This is a genomic window from Agrobacterium sp. SUL3, assembly GCF_001263295.1.
In the GTDB taxonomy this organism is placed as follows: domain Bacteria; phylum Pseudomonadota; class Alphaproteobacteria; order Rhizobiales; family Rhizobiaceae; genus Agrobacterium; species Agrobacterium tomkonis.
On the sequence record NZ_KQ414503.1, the window covers coordinates 57,077 to 74,863 of the forward strand.

Annotated in this window: 17 protein-coding genes and 1 pseudogene; 6 read left to right on the forward strand and 12 right to left on the reverse strand. The window is 59.0% G+C overall.

Annotated features, from left to right (window positions below; all coding sequences use genetic code 11):
* Window positions 1-15: 15 nt before the first annotated feature.
* The 6 genes from AKG12_RS13035 to AKG12_RS13060 form a co-directional block, all read right to left on the reverse strand.
* Window positions 16-858: a carbohydrate ABC transporter permease gene (locus AKG12_RS13035; RefSeq protein ID WP_052819128.1), complete on the reverse strand. Its 843-nt coding sequence runs from the start codon at window positions 856-858 to the stop codon at window positions 16-18.
* Window positions 848-1,774 (reverse strand): carbohydrate ABC transporter permease, encoded by a 927-nt coding sequence (locus tag AKG12_RS13040; protein WP_052819129.1) that lies wholly within the window; start codon window positions 1,772-1,774, stop codon window positions 848-850. The genes AKG12_RS13035 and AKG12_RS13040 overlap by 11 nt, the downstream gene beginning before the upstream one ends.
* A 55-nt stretch (window positions 1,775-1,829) precedes the next feature.
* Window positions 1,830-3,089, reverse strand: coding sequence for an ABC transporter substrate-binding protein (locus AKG12_RS13045; RefSeq protein WP_052819130.1), 1,260 nt, complete (start codon window positions 3,087-3,089; stop codon window positions 1,830-1,832).
* 29 nt (window positions 3,090-3,118) lie between these two features.
* Window positions 3,119-4,729 carry an FAD-dependent oxidoreductase gene (locus AKG12_RS13050; protein ID WP_052819131.1) on the reverse strand — a complete coding sequence of 537 codons (1,611 nt, stop codon included), beginning with the start codon at window positions 4,727-4,729 and terminating at the stop codon, window positions 3,119-3,121.
* Window positions 4,730-4,745: 16 nt separating this feature from the next.
* The gene (locus AKG12_RS13055) at window positions 4,746-5,789 is read right to left on the reverse strand and encodes a LacI family DNA-binding transcriptional regulator (RefSeq protein WP_052819132.1); all 1,044 of its coding nucleotides are present in this window, start codon (window positions 5,787-5,789) and stop codon (window positions 4,746-4,748) included.
* A gap of 207 nt (window positions 5,790-5,996) precedes the next feature.
* Window positions 5,997-6,455, reverse strand: coding sequence for an Lrp/AsnC family transcriptional regulator (locus AKG12_RS13060; protein ID WP_046801081.1), 459 nt, complete (start codon window positions 6,453-6,455; stop codon window positions 5,997-5,999).
* A gap of 123 nt (window positions 6,456-6,578) precedes the next feature.
* On the opposite strand from AKG12_RS13060, the gene AKG12_RS13065 reads away from it, so the two are divergent.
* Window positions 6,579-7,862 carry a cystathionine gamma-synthase family protein gene (locus AKG12_RS13065; RefSeq protein WP_052819133.1) on the forward strand — a complete coding sequence of 428 codons (1,284 nt, stop codon included), beginning with the start codon at window positions 6,579-6,581 and terminating at the stop codon, window positions 7,860-7,862.
* Between the two features lie 117 nt (window positions 7,863-7,979).
* Here the strand turns inward: AKG12_RS13065 and AKG12_RS13070 are convergent, their stop codons facing one another.
* From AKG12_RS13070 to ggt, 5 genes are all read right to left on the reverse strand, one after another.
* The gene (locus AKG12_RS13070) at window positions 7,980-8,708 is read right to left on the reverse strand and encodes an ABC transporter ATP-binding protein (protein WP_052819134.1); all 729 of its coding nucleotides are present in this window, start codon (window positions 8,706-8,708) and stop codon (window positions 7,980-7,982) included.
* Complete coding sequence (locus AKG12_RS13075) at window positions 8,705-9,574, reverse strand: ABC transporter permease (RefSeq protein WP_052819135.1); 870 nt, start codon at window positions 9,572-9,574, stop codon at window positions 8,705-8,707. Before AKG12_RS13075 ends, AKG12_RS13070 begins: the two co-directional genes overlap by 4 nt.
* The gene (locus AKG12_RS13080) at window positions 9,571-10,566 is read right to left on the reverse strand and encodes an aliphatic sulfonate ABC transporter substrate-binding protein (protein WP_052819136.1); all 996 of its coding nucleotides are present in this window, start codon (window positions 10,564-10,566) and stop codon (window positions 9,571-9,573) included. The genes AKG12_RS13075 and AKG12_RS13080 overlap by 4 nt, the downstream gene beginning before the upstream one ends.
* A gap of 152 nt (window positions 10,567-10,718) precedes the next feature.
* A complete protein-coding gene (locus tag AKG12_RS13085; RefSeq protein WP_052819137.1) occupies window positions 10,719-12,044 on the reverse strand; it encodes an LLM class flavin-dependent oxidoreductase in 1,326 nt (441 codons plus the stop codon).
* 313 nt (window positions 12,045-12,357) lie between these two features.
* Window positions 12,358-14,115: a gamma-glutamyltransferase gene (gene ggt / locus AKG12_RS13090; protein WP_052819138.1), complete on the reverse strand. Its 1,758-nt coding sequence runs from the start codon at window positions 14,113-14,115 to the stop codon at window positions 12,358-12,360.
* 282 nt (window positions 14,116-14,397) lie between these two features.
* Between ggt and AKG12_RS13095 the strand changes: the two genes are divergently transcribed.
* Entirely contained in the window at window positions 14,398-15,309 is a 912-nt protein-coding gene (locus tag AKG12_RS13095) for an HNH endonuclease (protein ID WP_052819139.1), read from the forward strand.
* 125 nt (window positions 15,310-15,434) lie between these two features.
* On the opposite strand, the gene AKG12_RS13100 is transcribed toward AKG12_RS13095, so the two are convergent.
* Window positions 15,435-15,740, reverse strand: a complete 306-nt coding sequence (locus tag AKG12_RS13100; protein WP_052819140.1) for a hypothetical protein — start codon at window positions 15,738-15,740, stop codon at window positions 15,435-15,437.
* A 209-nt stretch (window positions 15,741-15,949) separates the two neighbouring features.
* Here AKG12_RS13100 and AKG12_RS13105 point away from each other — a divergent pair.
* The 4 genes and pseudogenes from AKG12_RS13105 to gst form a co-directional block, all read left to right on the forward strand.
* A pseudogene (locus AKG12_RS13105) lies at window positions 15,950-16,276 on the forward strand (DAK2 domain-containing protein); the annotation flags it as partial.
* 38 nt (window positions 16,277-16,314) lie between these two features.
* Complete coding sequence (locus AKG12_RS13110) at window positions 16,315-16,497, forward strand: hypothetical protein (protein WP_052819142.1); 183 nt, start codon at window positions 16,315-16,317, stop codon at window positions 16,495-16,497.
* A gap of 34 nt (window positions 16,498-16,531) precedes the next feature.
* Window positions 16,532-16,828 (forward strand): hypothetical protein, encoded by a 297-nt coding sequence (locus AKG12_RS13115; protein WP_052819143.1) that lies wholly within the window; start codon window positions 16,532-16,534, stop codon window positions 16,826-16,828.
* Window positions 16,829-17,065: 237 nt separating this feature from the next.
* The gene (gene gst / locus AKG12_RS13120) at window positions 17,066-17,764 is read left to right on the forward strand and encodes a glutathione transferase, Atu5508 family (protein ID WP_052819144.1); all 699 of its coding nucleotides are present in this window, start codon (window positions 17,066-17,068) and stop codon (window positions 17,762-17,764) included.
* Window positions 17,765-17,787: the final 23 nt, after the last annotated feature.

Genomic DNA, 17,787 nt, shown 5'->3' on the forward strand with positions numbered 1-17,787 from the left:
GGGTCAGCCTTTTGATTAGCCTTTGAGCCCGGTATGGGCGAGGCCTTCGACGAATTGTTTCTGCGCAACGATGAAGACGATGAGTACGGGGATGGCAGTCATCGTTGCTGCGGCAAGCTGGATGTTCCACATCGGTCCGCCATAGGCGTCGGTAAATTGTGTCAGTGCTTGGGGCAGGGTGAACCTGTCGGGGCTGGAAAGAAAGACGATGGGTTCGAGATAGAGGTTCCAGCTGCCGAGAAATGTGAAGATCGCAACGGCGGCCAGCGCCGGACGGGAAAGCGGCAGTGCGATGGTCCAGAATATCTTGAACCGGCCGAGGCCATCGACCCGGGCGGCCTCCTCCAGCTCCACGGGCAGGGAGATGAAGAACTGACGCATGATGAAGGTGGCGAAGACCGCCGGCGCACCGAAGATCGGCACCAGGATGAGCGGCCAGTGTGTGTTGACCATGCCCCATTTGAGAAACATCCGGAACAGTGGAACCAGCGTCACTTCGGACGGGATCAGCAGCCCCACCAGCACCACCATGAAGATGGCGTTGGCGAAGGGGAACCTGATGCGCGCAAAGGCATATCCGGCCATCGACGCCACTGCCATGGTGCCGATGGTGACGATTGCGGCGATATAGGCGGAGTTCCAGTATTGCAGCGCGAAGGGCTGTATTCTGAAAACTTCGGAATAGGAGGAAAAATCGAAGGCGCGCGGCCAGATATCCGGCGGAAAGGCAAATATCTGGCTGACGGGTTTGACCGACGACGTCACCATCCACCAGGTCGGAAAGACGAAGGGGACAAGCAGCACGCAGAGTATGAAATAGATCAGCGCCTGCGCGCGTGGGCTGAGTTCAGTTTTCATAGAATACGAACTTTCTGCGCAAGTGCCATTGGATGAAGGTGAGAGCGCCGACGATGACCAGCAGGATGATGGAGAGTGTCGAACCGTAACCGAAGAGGTAGAACTGGAAGGCCTGCTGATAGAGGTAATAAACGAGAACCGTCGTGGAAAAACCCGGCCCGCCCTGAGTGAGGATCATGATCTGCGCAAAGACCTGCAACGCGCCGACGATGGTGACGATGGAGGCGAGCAGGATCGTCGGGCTGATCATCGGCAGGGTGATGCGATAGAACTGCTTGAAGCGCGGTACACCGTCGACACGCGCGGCTTCGAACAGTTCCCGCGGCACGCCCTGCAGTGCTGCGAGAAACAGGATCATGTTGAGGCCGAGATTCTTGAGCGCCTGCACGACGATGACCGAGATCATCGCCGTTGTGGGGTGGCGCAGCCAGTTGGGACCCTCGACGCCGATCATTTGCAGGAGGCCGTTGATGCCGCCATTATTCTGCAGCAAAAAGCTCCAGACGATTGTCCAGGCGACCAGCGACACCACCACTGGCGAAAAGAACAGCGTACGGAACACGGTCATGAAGGCCAGCTTCTGGTTCAACAGCAACGCTAGCCCCAGCGCCAGGCTCATATTGAGGAGCGCAAGCCCGCCCGAGAACACGGCGGTCACGGCCATCACCTCGCCTATGGCCGGGTCGCTGAGCAGCTTGTGGTAATTGGCAAGACGGGTGAACCGGAAAGATCCCGCCAGCACGTTCCACTCATGCAGCGAATACCAGAAGACCAGCACCAGCGGAACGAGCACGAAGACAACGATGCCGATGAGTTGCGGCGCTATGAACAGATAACCGGTGGCGGCGTCCCGCCGCGCCATGGTCCAGAAGCTGCGCCGGGCCTGTGTTTGCGCCGTCTGGAGGGCAAGCGTCATGGCTTTTCTTCCTTCTGCTTTTCGCATCCACACAAAATCGGATGACTACGAAGCGTCAATTGGCCGCCAGCAATGGGTCGAGACGGCCGCAAAGCGCTTGCAGGACAGCCGCAACGTCGGCATCGGGACGCCAGAGACCGTCCAGGCTGGCACGAACGGTTTGTTGCAACCGGGCAAAATTGAGAACCTGCTGCGTCGACTGACCGGTGGCGACGCCACGAATGACTACGGCCTCTATCTGTTTGCGCGACAGCAATGGGTTGGCGGCCGCGAGCACATCGGCGGTGAGCAGGCTCTGCCGCGCCGGCGGGAAAAACCGCGCGAGCTTGGCTACATTAGGCTTGGAGGAGAAAAATGCCAGGAATTCCGCCGCGAGCTTGGGATTTTTGCCGCTGGCCATGACGCCAATGCCCGCCCGACCTGTAACGGCATAGTCACCTGCAGGCCCTGTGGGCAAAGGCACGAGATCCCAGTCGAAGGCCTTGTCGCCTTTCGGCAGCAGCGCTGCGCGGCTGATCTGGGTGGTCGTCATCGCCGCATCCCCGGCAAAGAAATCGGCCGAAACACCAGGCCCCGGCATGGCTTTCTTCACGAAGATCGCATCGTGGATGAAGCGCATGGCGTCAACCATTTCCGGGCTGGCAAAAGCACAGGACTTGGTGTCTTTGGACCAGGGATAGGCATTCCAGCCGGTATAGACTTCGGCAAGGTTCTCCCAGGCCTTGTATTCAAAATCACGAATGATCAATCCCTGTTTGCCGGTGGCCGCGACTTTCGCGGCCGTCGCAATGGCATTGTCCCAGTTCCATTCGCCGGCAGCGATCATCTCGGCGGGCGTCTTTGCGCCTGCCGCCCGGATCAGGTCGTTGTTGACGAAAACGCCGAAGGGCGATGTGGAGAACGGATAGAGATATTGCACCCCTTCATGCGACCAGGCGGTGAGCGTTGCCGGGGGGAAGTCGCCCATGTCGTAACCTTCGGTGTTGGCAAAGGTTTCGGTGAGGGGATAAAGCGCCCCGGCCGCCATGAAGTCGGGCGCGGTCGTGTCGAACAGCCAGGCCAGATCGGGGGGATTGCCGCCGGCGATCTGGGTGGTCAAGGTGGTGGCATAACCTTCGTAGGCAAGCGAATCGTAGGTGATCTTGACGCCAGGATGGCTCGCCTCGAACTCATCGGCGATCTCGTTGAACAGGGCCAGATGGGCTTCGTTGGCGCTCCAGATGGCCATCCGCAATTCCTGCGATAAAGCCGGTGAAACCAGCCCGGATGTGACCAGAAAACCGGCCATTGCAATTTTCACTATACTCCTGCGCATAAATAATCCTCCCAGATTATACGTATTAGCTAGTAGCCGCGAATATCAGGCCAATGGCGCTCCACCCCTTGGCGTTCAATATGGGTGTGGAACTCCGCCAGCCGCTTTTCATCGGCATGCACGCCATGCGGGGTCTCGCCCTTGTCGAGGCAATAGGCGGCCAGCATGCCGGCCACTTCGCCGATGTTCCATTCGACCGGATGCAGCCTGTAACAACCATTGGTGATATGCGTGGTGCCGATATTCTTGGAAGCGGCCAGCAGATTTGTTTTGTGGCGGGGAATAAGGGCACCCAGCGGAATTTCGAAAGGGCAGGCGCCGACATCGATATAATTATCGCCGCCCGTCGAGGGGTGCAGGTCGATGCGGTACATGCCGACGCCGATGCTATCAGGGTAATGCACCGCGCCGCGATCGCCGCGCACCGCAAGCGACAGATCCTGCTCGACCACCGTGGTCAGGGCACGAATGCGACGGCTTTCACGGATATAGGGCGCCATTGCCAGGCCATGTTCCGTGCCGGTAATGTCGCCGCGCAGGCGCAGGCCCGGAAAGCCCTGGCCGCCATCCGGGCGAGGCGCCTCGGTCTGCATCCAGTAGAACATGGAATAGGACAGGCTTGCCGCATCGGCCAGCCGCTCGGCATATTGTTCGGGGGTAACGTCGATGATCGGCGCTTCGAAATAATCGATCATCGGCCAGTTCACGAGGCAGATATCGCTGGCATAGGCGCCGGGCCGAAATGTATGGCGGGCGGCAATGCGGCGGAATATCCACAGGCTCATATCGCCGGCACTGTGGCGCTGGTCGGCGACATCGCGTGTTGCGTTGTCGACCGGGTTGGGATCGAAGAACCGGCGGCTGCGCTCCAGTGTACGCGGGTTGGGCGAGTCCCAGCTCAACAGTGGGCCGCCCCAGAATTCGGGGGCAACCTGACGCCAATGGTCGTACCGGGCGGGTTTGTCGATGACATGATTGCCGTCAACCTGATCGACGGCGAAGCAGATCGAGACGGCCTGCTGATTGTGCGGTTGCGCCTCCGCCGGTGCGCTCGGCTCGCCGGTTTCGGATTGGGCTTCGAAACCAATGACATAGTCGGTTGCGGTCAGCGGCAGCAGATCGCCCAATTCGGTCGCGTCGATAATGTAGCGGGCCGAGCAGGAGATGAGATCGCCCGTATTGCAATGGCGCAGCGTCACGGCCCGCACGGTTTCGCCGTCGGCCTCCGCTGCGATCGGCTCATAGGGCTTGAGGATGGTCAGCTTGCCGCCGGCCGCGTAAGGCGCAAGCATTGCCTCCATCACCGCCAGCGAAACGCGTGGTTCGTGGCACAGGCGAGATACGTTGCCGTCACCGGGGTTGAGCGTCAGATCCGCCCGGGCTGCATCCGTCAGCGGATAGTGGTCGCGGTAATATTGCCGCACGCCGGTGCGCAGGGCGCGATAGCTGGCCGTGATCCCGAACTGCTCGACCCAGCTGTGCTCATCGGGCGGCACGGCCTGGCTGGTCAGCTGGCCGCCAATCCAGTCGAATGCTTCTGTCAGGATAACGCTGCGGCCGTTGCGCAGGGCCCCAAGCGCTGCGGCCACGCCGCCAAGTCCGCCGCCAACCACAAGAATATCTGCATTGTATTCTCTCACGTCAGGTTCTCTTTCCTTAAGTTGGGCCTTGATTTGGGGAGCCAAGCGTTTCGCCTGCCACGATGTCGCAGCCCAGCAGTATTTGCCGTACGGGGCCGGGGGGGCTGGTGAGGGTTTCGACCAGCATGGAGGTCGCCTGCCGGCCCATCTCTTCGCGGGGGATGGCATAGGAGGTGAAGACGCGTTGCGACCGGAATGTATGCGTTCGTGTGCCGCTGCCCAGCACCACGATGGAAAGATCGTTGGGGACGCTCACTCCCTGGGCGCGGGCATGATTGTCGAAAACCATCGCTTCGGCCACTTCGGCAAAAAAAACGACGCTCGCTCCGCTGGCGCGAACGGCGGCCAGTTGCTCGGCCGGATCGCCATTTTCACTCTCATGGGAATAGACCAGTTCCGCCGCGCCCTCGATTGCGGCCAGAAAACCACGCCAGCGGTCGCTGATGGATTCCGCCGGACCCGTCGCGCCGATAAAGGCGAAGCGGCGATGGCCGGCGACAAGCGCCTCTCGGACAAGAGCATGCGTGGCTGTCACGTAATCCGCGCCAACATAACGCACCGGCCCGCCGGCATCGTCACGACGACCGACTGCGACATAGGGATAGTCACCGGCAACCAGCTGGGCCAGTTCATCGCGGTCGAACTGACTGCCCAGAATGAGGCACCCGTCAGCAAGTCGAAGCCGACCTGTTTCCCCGAAGATGCGCTTGCGGCCGTTATCGTCGCGCGCCGCAGCCGTCATCAGCAGGAGGTCGTAGCCCAGCTTCTCCGCTTCCTCCTCTATCCCCATCAGAAAGGGCGTGTAGAAATCCGCCTGCGCAATCGGGAAAGCCGGCTGATAGGTGAATACGCCCAGAATCCGGTTGGCGCCCTTGACCATGCTGCGCGCGATGGGATCCGCCACATAACCGGTGTCGCGAATGGCCTTCAGCACACGCTCCCGCGTTTCAGGCGGGATACGACCTTCAGCGGATTTCGCCTCGTTGAGCACGAGCGAAACCGTTGCCTGGCTGACCCCCGCGAAGATCGCAATGTCCCGTTGCGTCAAGCGCCTAACCATCGAAACCTCATTTCCTGTCGCTTGCTAATTCGTATTAGCTGCTTATGCGTATAAACAAGGTTTGCGAGAGGATGTCAAGAGTGAGGCACTCCACGATGATGTCGGGAGACGTGATGCGCTCCAGGCAGACCCTGCCGAACCTTGGGATCAGCGCCATAGAGCATGAGGGCCGGGTGAAGGAAGGAATTGCAACAGTCGTGGCGAGGTTCAGATGCGTCGTGCCTTTATCGTGTTCATGACGAAGCTTGTCTCGATGGTGTCGACGCATTTCAGCTTTGCGATCTTGTCCTTGATGAAGCGCTCGTAGTCCTCCAGCCCGCCACACATGACCTTGAGCATGTAATCCCTCGAGCCGGTGACCAGATGACATTCGAGAACCTCATCCCAGTTGAGAACGGCCGCCTCGAACATTCGGATTTCGTCGTCGTGCTGGCGGCTGAGGCGGACGGATGCAAGGGCGGTCATCGTCCATCCCTCGATTGCCGGATCGATAATCGCGGAATACCCTTTGATCGCCCCCACTTCCTCCAGCCGCCGAAGCCGCCGCAGACACGCGGATGCCGACAATCCGACCCGCTCGGCAAGTTCGTTGTTTGTGACCCGCGCATCGGCGGACAATTCCCTGAGTATCCGTTTGTCGATCTGATCCGCAATTTTCTGCGACATAAAGGAAAATTCTCCGCAATATATTGCGTCATCAGACATGTCTGCGCCTTAAAATGCAAGTTATTTTGGCCTGATTGCATGTAACCTGCAGACAGTTCAACGCCAGCCAAGGGATCATCGGAAATGACCGCGCCGCATCCGTCCAAAACCCACATCGGCAATCACGCTCTCCATCCTGAAACCCAGATGCTTAATTACGGATATGATCCGGAATTGTCGGAGGGCGCCGTAAAGCCGCCTGTGTTTTTGACATCGACTTTCGTCTTCAAGTCGGCAGAAGACGGGCGTGACTTCTTCGACTACGTCTCCGGGCGAAAGGAGCCGCCGGAGGGCAGGGGGGCGGGCCTCGTCTATTCGCGTTTCAACCATCCGAACAGCGAGATCGTTGAAGATCGTCTTGCCGTTTACGAACGTACGGAGAGCTGTGCGCTCTTCTCATCCGGCATGTCCGCCATTTCAACGACGCTTTTTGCTTTCGTCCGGCCCGGCGATACCGTGTTGCACTCCCAGCCCCTGTATGGTGGCACGGAGACGCTGCTGGCCAAGACCTTCCATAATTTCGGCGTGTCTGCCGTGGGTTTCGCCGACGGCGTCAGCGAATCTTCGGTGATGGCTGCGGCAGAGGAGGCGATGGCGAAAGGCAGGGTGTCTGTCATCCTTGTCGAAACCCCCGCCAATCCGACAAATAGCATTGTCGACATCGCGATAATGGGCCGCGTCGCTGACGTGATCGGCCAAAAACAGGGGCACAGGCCGATCATCGCCTGCGACAACACGCTTCTCGGCCCGGTGTTCCAGCGACCTATCGAGCACGGTGCCGATATCTCGCTCTATTCGTTGACGAAATATGTTGGCGGGCACTCCGACCTCATTGCCGGGGCTGCGCTCGGTCGGAAAGATGTCATGAAGCAGGTGAAGGCCTTGCGTGGCGCTATCGGCACGCAGCTTGATCCGCATTCATGCTGGATGCTTGGCCGCTCCCTTGAGACGCTGCAGATCCGGATGGAGCGGGCGGACAGCAATGCCAGGGTCGTGGCTGAATTCCTGAAGGCGCACCCGAAGGTCGAAAGAATCCACTACCTGCCGTTCAGCGAGCCGGCGTCCGCTGTCGGCAAGGTGTTTGCGGCTCAATGCACCGGCGCGGGATCGACATTCTCGTTTGATATCATCGGCGGCCAGGCCGCATCCTTCAAATTCCTCAATGCCCTGACCATATTCAAACTCGCGGTGAGCCTTGGCGGTACGGAGTCTCTTGCTTCCCACCCGGCAACCATGACGCATTCGGGAGTTCCCGCCGATGTTCGCCAGCGCATCGGCGTGCTGGATTCCACAATCCGGCTGTCAATTGGTATCGAACATCCCGATGATCTTGTCGCTGACCTGGCTCTCGCCTTGGATAAGTCATGACGCGGAGAAAGATGTAACCTCGAACGGATGGAGGAACGGCGAATGCTGCGGCAGACTTTCGGGCTGCTCAGCTTCGCCTGCCAGCTTCACGCCGACTATTCGGGTGAGGCGTAGCCGTCAGATGACATGGGCGTTGTGCAGGGCGGTCAGCACCTCGTTCTTGAGGCTGGCAAGTTGCGGCGACCTTCGGTCACGCGGGCGCCGTACGTCCACCTCTATCCGCTGCTGGATACGGCCGTCATGGGCGCCCATCATGTAAATCCGGTCACCGAGATAGAGTGCTTCGTCGATATCGTGGGTGACGAGCAGGAAGGAAATTCTGCGCTGTTCGACGATTTTCAGCACCAGGTCCTGCAATTTCATCCGCGTGAAAGCGTCCACCGCACTGAAGGGCTCATCCAAAAGCAAGATGCGTGGCCGGGTATAGAGCGCCCTTGCGATGGCCACCCGCTGCGCCATGCCGCCTGAAAGGGCCTTTGGCAGCGCGCCAGCGTGGCCGCTCAGGCCCACATCGTTGATCAGGCCCTCCACCCGCTCGACGTCATATTTCTTGCCGGCGGCGTAACCTATATTCTCGGCAACCGTCAGCCAGGGCATCAGGCGGGGTTCCTGAAATACGAAGGCGATGGGCGGCGAGGCCTCATCTCCCTCTGCCGGCTGAACCTTGACCGTACCGGAAAAACGCCGGTCGAGACCGGCGGCAATGCGCAGCAACGTGCTCTTGCCGCAGCCGCTGGGGCCAAGAAGAACCGCCGCTTCACCATCACCCAGCGTCAGGTGGATATCCTGAAGGACGACCGTATCGCCGAAAGCTTTTTCGCGCACATCGACATTGAGCAGGCTCACCGCAGCGGCCCTCCTTCTTGAAGGGAATAGGTGTCACGCCAGCGCAGGCAACGCTCCTCGACGATCTTGAACAGGCTGTCGGAAATCTTGCCAAGCACGGCGAGGCAGATGATGGCGATCATCACCAGATCGGGCCGCGAAAGCTCCCGCCCATCGGAGAGCATGTAACCGATGCCTTCGGAGGCGGCCAGAAGCTCGGCTGCGACAACGCTCAGCCAAGCCAGCGACAGCCCGTAACGCAGGCCGGTGAACAGATGCGGCAAAGAGGCGGGAATGAAGATCCGCCACACCAGAACGGGCAGCGGTTGGTGATACATCTCGCCCACTTCCACCAGCTTGCGGTCGACATTTCTGATGCCGGAGAAGAGGTTGAGGTAAACCGGGAAAAACGCGCTTTTAGCGATCAGCACGATTTTTGAAGTTTCTCCAATGCCGAACCAGATCATCAGCAGCGGCACCCATGCAAGGCTGGGCACGGCGCGCAGCGCCTGAAATGTCGGCTCGAGATATCGCTCGGCGGCAATCACCAAACCGACCAGCGAACCAACGACGACCGCCAGCAGCGAGCCGATGACGAAGCCGACAAAGACGCGCGCTGTACTGGCCGCAACATTCGTCCACAACGGACCTTCGGCAAGCCGCAGAAACGTCTCGTAAAGTTCGGAAGGCGGCGGTAGCACATAGGGGCTGACCCAGCCCAAACGGACGAAAAGCTCGAGCAGGACCAATGAGCCGACCGGCACGATCGCGCCGCGCAGATCGAACCGCCCAAAGAAGCTTCCCGCCCGCCGCAAGAACGGCAAGCGGGAGGGGAATTGTTTGGCAGTCTTCTTCACGCGCTGGAATTCGCGCGGATGGGAATTCATGCGCCAAGCACCTTTTTCGCCGGCGCCGGATCGATCAGCGATGACAGGACATTATCGACATTGACGCCCGGGCGCAGAACATCATCGCCGAGCAGTGGCGTGACAATGCGGATCGAGTTCAGCAACTCCTCACCCGGAACGGGATCCTTCCAGTCGCGCTTGTTGATTGTCAGCTCGGTGATCTTGGGATCGTTGCCGGTAACCTTGGTGACGAAATCGATGAATTCGCGGTTATTCTCGCGGATCCATTTCTGCGTCTCCACCCAGACGCCGAGCAGGCGCTCGACCGCTTTCGGGTGCTTTGCCAGAAACTCTTCGGAAACGCTGAAGACGCTGCCGTCGCGCCAGCTGCGCTCGTCGAAAATCGCCCTGTCGCCGGCAAGCTCCGCCTGGGAGGTATGCGGATCGATACCGACCCAGGCATCGACCTGACCCTGTTGCAGCGCGTTGAAGCCTTCCGGATGTTGCAGGTTCACGACCTTCAGATCGTCGATCGACAGCTTGTTCTGGTCAAGCGCGCGCACCAGGGTGAAATAAGGAGCCGTGCCCTTGGTGACTGCTATGGTTTTGCCCTTGAGATCGGCAACGGTCTTGACCGGCGAATCCGGCCGCACCTGAATGATGGAGGAACCGCCCCAGCTTGCCACATAAATAACTTTCAGCGGCACGCCGTTGGCACGGGCCAGAAAGGCCGACAGTGCGGCCGAACCGGCAAAATCGGTCGAGCCGACCTTCAGGAATTCCAGTGAATTGTTGCTGCCACGGGACTGCACCCAGGTGATCTTGGTGCCGACATCCTTAAAAGCGTCCTCAAGCCAGCCCTTGTTCTTTATCAACAGCGTGTGCGAGGAGTAAAATCCCCAGTCCAGCTTCAGCTCCGCAGGGAAATCCGCAGAGCCTTGAGCGAGCGCGCGGCCCGTGACCAGCGGTGCTGCGAGAGCGCCGGCAAGGCCGAATTTGAGGATCTGGCGACGGGAATGTTCAGCCTTCATATTAATTCACCTAATTTATGTATTTTGTGTAATTAAAAGGTAAGGGCGGGGGTTTTTGAGGTCAATCCGCCCTTCTGGAACCTCATGCCAAACTTCGCGGCGGGCGTGGAAAATCTCCCTAGCTTTGTCGCAATCGGCGCGATGGCCCTTTATCAGGGGAAAAAACGATTGGCTGGCCGTTGCAGCCCCAGATGGTCGCGCAATGTCGGCCCCTCATAGTCCTTTCGAAACAGACCTCGCCTTTGCAGTTCTGGAACCACCTGCGTGGTGAAGTCATCAAGGCCATCGGGCAGGAAAGGGAAGGTGATGTTGAAACCGTCAGAACCTTCTTCGTGCAGCCATTTTTCCATCTCGTCGGCGATGGTTTCTGGCGTGCCGACGAAGGCGAGGCCGGCATAACCGCCCAACCGCTGGGCAAGCTGGCGCACCGTCAGACCTTCGTTTCTGGCGAGTTCGATGACCCTTTCACGGCTGGATTTGCTGGCATTCGTCTCGGGAATATCAGGCAGGGGAGCATCGGGATTGAAGCCGGAAACATCGTGGCCGAGCGCAATCGAAAGCGAGGCGATCGCGCTGTCATAATGGACGAGGCTGTCGAGCCTGGCGCGTTTGGCCTTGGCCTCCTCCACCGTATCGCCAACCAGAACGAAAGCGCCGGGCAGGATGACAATTCCGTCGCGGGAGCGGCCAGCGGCGACAGTCCTGTCCTTGACGTCCCTGTAAAAGGCCTTTCCCGCGGCAAGCGTGGGTGTCGCTGCAAAAACCACCTCGGCTGTTTCGGCCGCAAGCTGGCGTCCCGGCTCGGATGCGCCTGCCTGAACGATGACAGGCCAGCCCTGCACCGGACGCGCGATGTTCAGCGGCCCGCGCACGGAAAATTCGGGTCCCTTGTGATTGAGGACATGCATTTTTTCCGGATCGAAGAACAGCCCGCTATCGACATCGCGTATGAAGGCGTCGTCGGAGAAGGAGTCCCAGAGGCCGGTGACGACATCGTAAAATTCACGTGCCCGCCCGTAGCGCTCGGTGTGATCAGGCTGTTCGTCGCGGCCGAAATTCCGCGCAGCATCCGGGTTGGACGTGGTGACGATGTTCCATCCGGCACGACCATTGCTGAGATGATCGAGAGACGCAAAACGCCGTGCCACATGATAGGGCTCATCAAATGTGGTGGAAGCGGTGGCGACCAGCCCGATGCGCGAGGTGACGGCGGCGAGTGCTGAAAGCAGGGTAAAAGGTTCGAAGGACGTTACGGTGTGGCTGCGGCGCAGGGCTTCCGTTGGCATGTTCAACACCGCCAGATGATCGGCCATGAAGAATGCGTCGAATTTCGCGGCTTCCAGCTGTTGTGCAAAGCGCGCCAGATGGGCGAAGTTGAAATTCGCGTCCGGGAATGCACCCGGATAACGCCATGCGCCCGTGTGGAGGCTGACGGGCCGCATAAAGGCACCGAGATGCAGTTTGCGATCATTTGCCATTCGGCTTTACCCTCTCGTCGATGTTTTTGATCCGGGCTGCTGGCCTTGCCGTGGAAGAGCAAGGCAGGCCCGATCTTCATCACGACGATATCCCTGCCGGGGACCGGGCGCGGCAAAGACCATTCCGATTATTGGTGGCAAACCGAAAGATTTTTTCTACGGGGCTGGATAGCCGGGTTCAGCAGCGTGTGAGGTCAACCACGATATTGAAACGACGCCCGTTGGCGCAGCCGAGATTTTGAAAGATGCGAGCAGTCACGATGGAGACAAGGTCCTCACCCTTTTTGCGCCGGTGTCCGTCGCGCGCCGTTTCTCACTCCCCCACAACCACTCCTTCGCGTCGTGGATCGGCACTGCCGGCCAAACCTCGGGCGGTCATCTCGATAGCATGCAAACCGGAATTCATCTCACCCGGTTTCACCTCGTAACCCAGTGCCTTCAGCGGACCGACCAGATCTTCCGCGCTGGTGCCGGCCTCTATGTCATAGGTGCCGAACCGGTTGATGAGATGCGGCTGGGCGACGATCACTTCCACCGGCATACCCCAGTCAATGTAGGCGATGAGCGCCTGCGCCACATAGCCGATGATCTGGCTGCCGCCGGGCGAACCAATGGCGAGCAGCGGTTTTCCATCCTTCATCACGATAGTCGGGGCCATGGAGGAACGCGGACGTTTGCCGGGCTCGACACGGTTGGCGATCGGCAGGCCGCCATCATGGGTCTTGAAAGAAAAGTCCGTCAACTCGTTATTGAGCAGGAAGCCATTCGTCATAAGCCGCGAGCCGAAGCCGCTTTCGATCGTCGTTGTCATCGAGACCACGTTGCCCTCCTTGTCGGCAATGACAAAATGGCTGGTGGAGGGCAATTCGAGCGCGGCATCCCGGCCGAAAAGGAGCGCGTGGTCCCATTCCGGCTCACCGGCCTTGACGGCATCGGTGGCCAACGCCTTGTCGCCGTCGAGCAGCTTTGCCCGCTCGCCCAGGTACGTTTTGTCCAGCAGGCCCTTGATCGGTAATGGCACGAAATCGGTGTCAGCGACGTAACGCTCGCGGTCGGCGAAGGCGAGACGCTGCGCATCGCCGATAATGCGCCAGCTTTCGACATTTCTCGGCCCCAGGGACTTGAGATCAAAATTCTCCGCCATGCCGAGCATCTGGCCGATGGCGATGCCGCCCGACGATGGTGGTCCCATGCCGCAAACATCAAGTGCGCGATAGATAAAACAGACCGGCTCGCGCTCGATGATGCGATAGTTGGAAAGATCGGAAAGCGACAGCACACCGGGATTGTCGGACGCCTCGCGCACGGTCTTGACGATAGCCTCGGCAATTCGCCCCTTGTAAAAGGCATCGGCGCCACCTTTGGCGAGAGCGGCAAGCGTCTCGGCATAGGCTGGGTTTTTCAACAGCGTGCCGGTCTGCAGGGCGGCCCCTGATGTGTCAAAGAAATAGGACCGGGGCTCTGAATATTTCTTCAACCGATCGCCCTCGGACGCGATCAGGGAGGCAAGACGCGGCGAGACTTTGAAACCATCGGTCGCCAGCTTTTCCGCCGGCTTCAGCAGGCTTGCCCATTCCGCCTTTCCATAGCGTTTGTGCGCTTCCTCTAAAAGTCGCACCGTTCCCGGCGTGCCAACGGAACGGCCGCCGATGACTGCGTCCATGAATTTAAGCGGCTGACCTTTGTCATCCAGGAAGAGCTTTGGCGCGGCTTCCATCGGCGCCGTCTCCCGGCCGTCCAACGTCGTCAGCTTGCCGCTTTTCGCATTGTAATAGACGAGGAAGGCACCACCGCCGAGACCAGAACTCTGCGGTTCAACGAGGCCCAGCACGGACTGCACCGCCACCATAGCATCAATGGCGTTGCCGCCCGCGGCGATCACGTCGCGCCCAGCCTCGGCCGCCAGCGGATTGGCAGCCGCGACCATGAAGCTTCCTGACTCGACACGTCTGGCCGTCGCGACATCAGTCGCCTTCTCGGGCGCGACCATGTCGGACGCCTGCTGGGCAGAGGCGATAGCGGTGGAAAGCATGAGGGCGAGAAAAGCCTCAGCGAGAAATCTTACTTCCATTCGATTTATCCTCCGGAGGCGCGCAATCGGTAATGTAAGCAGGGCCAGTAATGTAAGCATGGCATCCAACTGAGCCAACAGGTAGATCGAACCCGCAATGACTGAGATACGGATGACTTCCGAACTCGTCCTTCCCTCTCCGAAAAGACGCCAGCCTCTGGCACTATGATGGCTCCGGCGGCATGCGAAGTCTATGCAATACACGAGTTGGTGCTCAATGATTTCGCTTTAAGTGAGAAGGCGCATTGCGCTGTTGTATCCTGGTCGTGCTAATATTCGGGCATGGGATTCGGAATTTTCATTCATCGCTCAGATTCAATTTACGACGACAGTCCGGCTGAACAGTACCAGTTTCCGAGCCAATATCTCGGTCGTGTACAAGCTTGTCTCGGTGATTGGATCATCTATTATGAGCCGCGCAAGGTTGCAGCGACGCGTGGTTATTTTGCTGTCGCCAAAGTTGCCCAGATCATTCCGGACACTAAGGCGGCCGGCATGTATCTGGCGTTGATTGAGCCGGGAAGTTACCTTGATTTTATCAATCCTGTTCCGTTCGGTGGGCCAGACGGCGTCATCGAGCGCGGTCTGTTGAATGAAGAGGGCCGGATTTCTGGTAGGGCACAGGCGGCAGTACGCCCGATATCAGCGGCGGACTTCAATCGCATCGTGTCGATTGGCCTGGATGAGCTGGAACCCGAGTTGCCGCGTTTGGACGAGCCGAGAGAGATGCGGCTTTCTGACGGATTTGACGACCGGGTTCAGGCGCCCTTCGTGGTCGAAGAAGAGCGTGAGCGTGTTGCCCAGCTTTCGTCACGAATTGTGAGAGATCGCCTGTTTCGCCGGCTCGTTTTGCAGGCTTACGACAAGCGCTGTGCGATCACGGGCCTGAAGCTTATCAATGGCGGTGGACGTGCGGAAGTCGATGCTGCGCATATACGTCCGGTGGAGGCAAATGGCCCTGATATACTTTGCAATGGCATCGCCCTTTCAGGAACGGCGCACTGGATGTTCGATCGTGGGTTAATCGGTCTCTCCGATAAACTTGAGATCCTGATTTCACGGCAGGCCAATGATCGAGAGAGCATCCGCGGTTTGATCAACAAGACAGGGCGAGCGATCGTGCCGTTTCGATCGATTGAGCAGCCACATCCACATTTTCTCCAGTGGCATCGTGAGAATTGCTTCAAGGTTTGAATATTTAGTCATGGCGGCGTGTAGGCCGCTCAGTCAGGGGCCGCAGATACTCTATACCGCCGGTCGGCCATCGAGAGACGACGATCGACAATGCTCTCTATATCGGAATATGGCCGTACCCTCTCTCAAATCCCCGATCCATCGAGTTCGCGATCATCCTCGCCTTTCCAGGGGGATGGCATTGCGAGACCATCGGCATTGGCCAGGGGAACCGGCATCCAACACTTCAATTCCGGCTCGGCATATTCGATGATCCGGCCCGGTGACGAGTCTGAAGCGCGCCAGCCTTCCGAGCCGAACCGGTCGCTCTTCGCCCAATACGCAAGATCTACCTGGGCAGGCCCCTGTTCTGACGAGTGTATCGTTACGAGGATCCGGTTGCCGTTTTTGGGCGCACTTGCCATGTGACGCCATTGCTGTGCTTCATCCATCATCTTCCTCCCTGTCCATGGCTGCAAGTGTCACCTCACCATTTAAAACGGTCAACTCAAACTTTGCGCATGATGCGCTGATTGGTTTACAAACCAGCAGCCCATTTATGCGGGCCTTTTCTTGCAACATTTTATTGGGCAGCGGTTCGCAAGTGGCGAGCGCCCGAGCTTGAAATTGGCCGGGAGATCGTGCTTGTTCAGGGCCAGCAGGGGGTACGGCTCAGCAGATGGCGGAAGCATTTGTAGCGGCGGTTATCGCGGTCTCGGAACTTGGCGGTGCGAAGCCAGGTGACCGCACGATGATAGATGCGCTTCATCCGGCGGCAGAAACGTTTCGGGATAAACTTGCCGCGGGAGCTTCGACGGAAGAGGCCTGGCGGTCCGCAGTCGCGGCGGGCGTTGCGGGCGCCGAGGCAACGACATCCATGAAGCCCCGGCTCGGGCGCGCAAGTTATCTCGGCGAACGGGCTGTCGGGCACCCCGATGCGGGCGCAGTCGCCGTCAGTATCTGGCTTGAAGCAATCGGGAAGGAATAGCCGGTGGACGACATGTCCACTCGTCGCTGGGGGAAGTTATGATCGCTGCTTATATCGACGAATTCATCATGTTTTGCGCCGGTCTGTGGATGACCGCCGTAGGTTTCGGTCATCTACGCCTATCGAAAAATCCGACACAGCAGCTGCCGGTGGTCCGGCACTTCAAGTGGATGGGGCCGTTACTGCTCGCTATTGCGATCATTTTGGCCGCGGCGTCATAGGTCGCCGTCAGATGCGCTCGGGATATGTTTTGCAATGAACACCATGCTGGCCTGCACCGCGTGCGGATTGGAGGAAACCGAATCTGTTGTCCATTTCGGCTCGTATATTCTGCGATGCGCCGCTTGCGGCCAGCACCTTGTCGCGACATCGTTCATGGCGATGCTGAACTCGGATGACGAGTGTTCAGCCTTTATCGATCCGGGCCCTGGAAAAAAACCTTTGCCGGAAACGCTCGTCGCGCGCAGACCGCTCCGGTTGACCGCAAAGGCAGTCAGTGCCGCGGCCGCTGACGGAACCCTGATACGCGTGATCTTCGAACCAATGGATTGAAGTCGCGGCTGACATCTGCGCAAACGCCTAGCAAATGTAATGAACCGAAAGCGCTGCGGGGCTGACAACTTTGAGCCCAGGCGCGCCCGGTTGTCATCATCCGCAACGCGTTAAAACATCGAACCAACAGTTGCGTGCAGCAACTCTTCAAAACTCCGCGTTTGTTTCCAGCGCGACGCGGTGGAACTGGCAATAGCCAGCCCCGTTAGAGGTTTGCGTAACGAACAGGAGGACGATATGAGCGACTTCGACCTTTATTACTGGCCAGTTCCGTTTAGAGGTCAGTTCATCAGGGGAATTCTGGCCCATGGCGGATGCTCCTGGGATGAACATGGTGTCGATGCGATAGACGATATTATGCATCGTGAGGTGGGGAAGCAGCCGATAGCTTTCATGGGGCCACCGGTCCTGATTGATCGCGAGCGCAATTTCGCCATCTCGCAGATGCCGGCAATCGCCCTCTATCTGGGTGAGCGGCTGGATATCCTGCCGGCGGCGGTCGAGGGCCGCGCGCTCAGCGCCAAAGTGGTAAACGACGCCAACGACGTCCTTGATGAGCTGACGCTCAGCGGTGGGCGAGAGATGTGGACGCCAGAAAAATGGGAGGAGTTCGTCCCTCGTTTACGGAAGTGGCTCCGCATTTTTGAAGATACCGGGGCAAGAAACGGTCTGACCGCTCACTCCGGATTTATGCTCGGATCGGAAAAACCCGGCGTCGCAGATATCGTTACCGCCTTGCTGTGGACGACGATGGCTGACCGCTTTCCAGTCATTAAAGGCATTATCGAAGATACTTCGCCAGTCATCTGGGGCCTTTCCTGTCGGGTGGGGGCTACAGCTCAGCTGGCCGCCTTGAACCGCCGGAGTTTTGAAGACTACGGTGATGCTTATTGCGGAGGAGAGATTGAAAGATCACTCCGAAAAGTTGCGGGCTAACCGTGAATGTATGAGACAACCTG

Bases quoted from the DNA above. Each gene is read 5' to 3' on its own strand.
- AKG12_RS13060 (WP_046801081.1), bottom strand. From the start codon at position 6,455: ATGTCGCAGAAAATTGCGGATCAGATCGACAAACGGATACTCAGGGAA.
- AKG12_RS13055 (WP_052819132.1), bottom strand. From the start codon at position 5,789: ATGGTTAGGCGCTTGACGCAACGGGACATTGCGATCTTCGCGGGGGTC.
- gst (WP_052819144.1), top strand. From the start codon at position 17,066: ATGAGCGACTTCGACCTTTATTACTGGCCAGTTCCGTTTAGAGGTCAG.
- AKG12_RS13035 (WP_052819128.1), bottom strand. From the start codon at position 858: ATGAAAACTGAACTCAGCCCACGCGCGCAGGCGCTGATCTATTTCATA.
- AKG12_RS13065 (WP_052819133.1), top strand. From the start codon at position 6,579: ATGACCGCGCCGCATCCGTCCAAAACCCACATCGGCAATCACGCTCTC.
- AKG12_RS13115 (WP_052819143.1), top strand. From the start codon at position 16,532: ATGAACACCATGCTGGCCTGCACCGCGTGCGGATTGGAGGAAACCGAA.
- AKG12_RS13045 (WP_052819130.1), bottom strand. From the start codon at position 3,089: ATGCGCAGGAGTATAGTGAAAATTGCAATGGCCGGTTTTCTGGTCACA.
- AKG12_RS13080 (WP_052819136.1), bottom strand. From the start codon at position 10,566: ATGAAGGCTGAACATTCCCGTCGCCAGATCCTCAAATTCGGCCTTGCC.
- AKG12_RS13075 (WP_052819135.1), bottom strand. From the start codon at position 9,574: ATGAATTCCCATCCGCGCGAATTCCAGCGCGTGAAGAAGACTGCCAAA.
- AKG12_RS13100 (WP_052819140.1), bottom strand. From the start codon at position 15,740: ATGGATGAAGCACAGCAATGGCGTCACATGGCAAGTGCGCCCAAAAAC.
- AKG12_RS13085 (WP_052819137.1), bottom strand. From the start codon at position 12,044: ATGGCAAATGATCGCAAACTGCATCTCGGTGCCTTTATGCGGCCCGTC.
- AKG12_RS13110 (WP_052819142.1), top strand. From the start codon at position 16,315: ATGATCGCTGCTTATATCGACGAATTCATCATGTTTTGCGCCGGTCTG.
- AKG12_RS13095 (WP_052819139.1), top strand. From the start codon at position 14,398: ATGGGATTCGGAATTTTCATTCATCGCTCAGATTCAATTTACGACGAC.
- ggt (WP_052819138.1), bottom strand. From the start codon at position 14,115: ATGGAAGTAAGATTTCTCGCTGAGGCTTTTCTCGCCCTCATGCTTTCC.
- AKG12_RS13040 (WP_052819129.1), bottom strand. From the start codon at position 1,774: ATGACGCTTGCCCTCCAGACGGCGCAAACACAGGCCCGGCGCAGCTTC.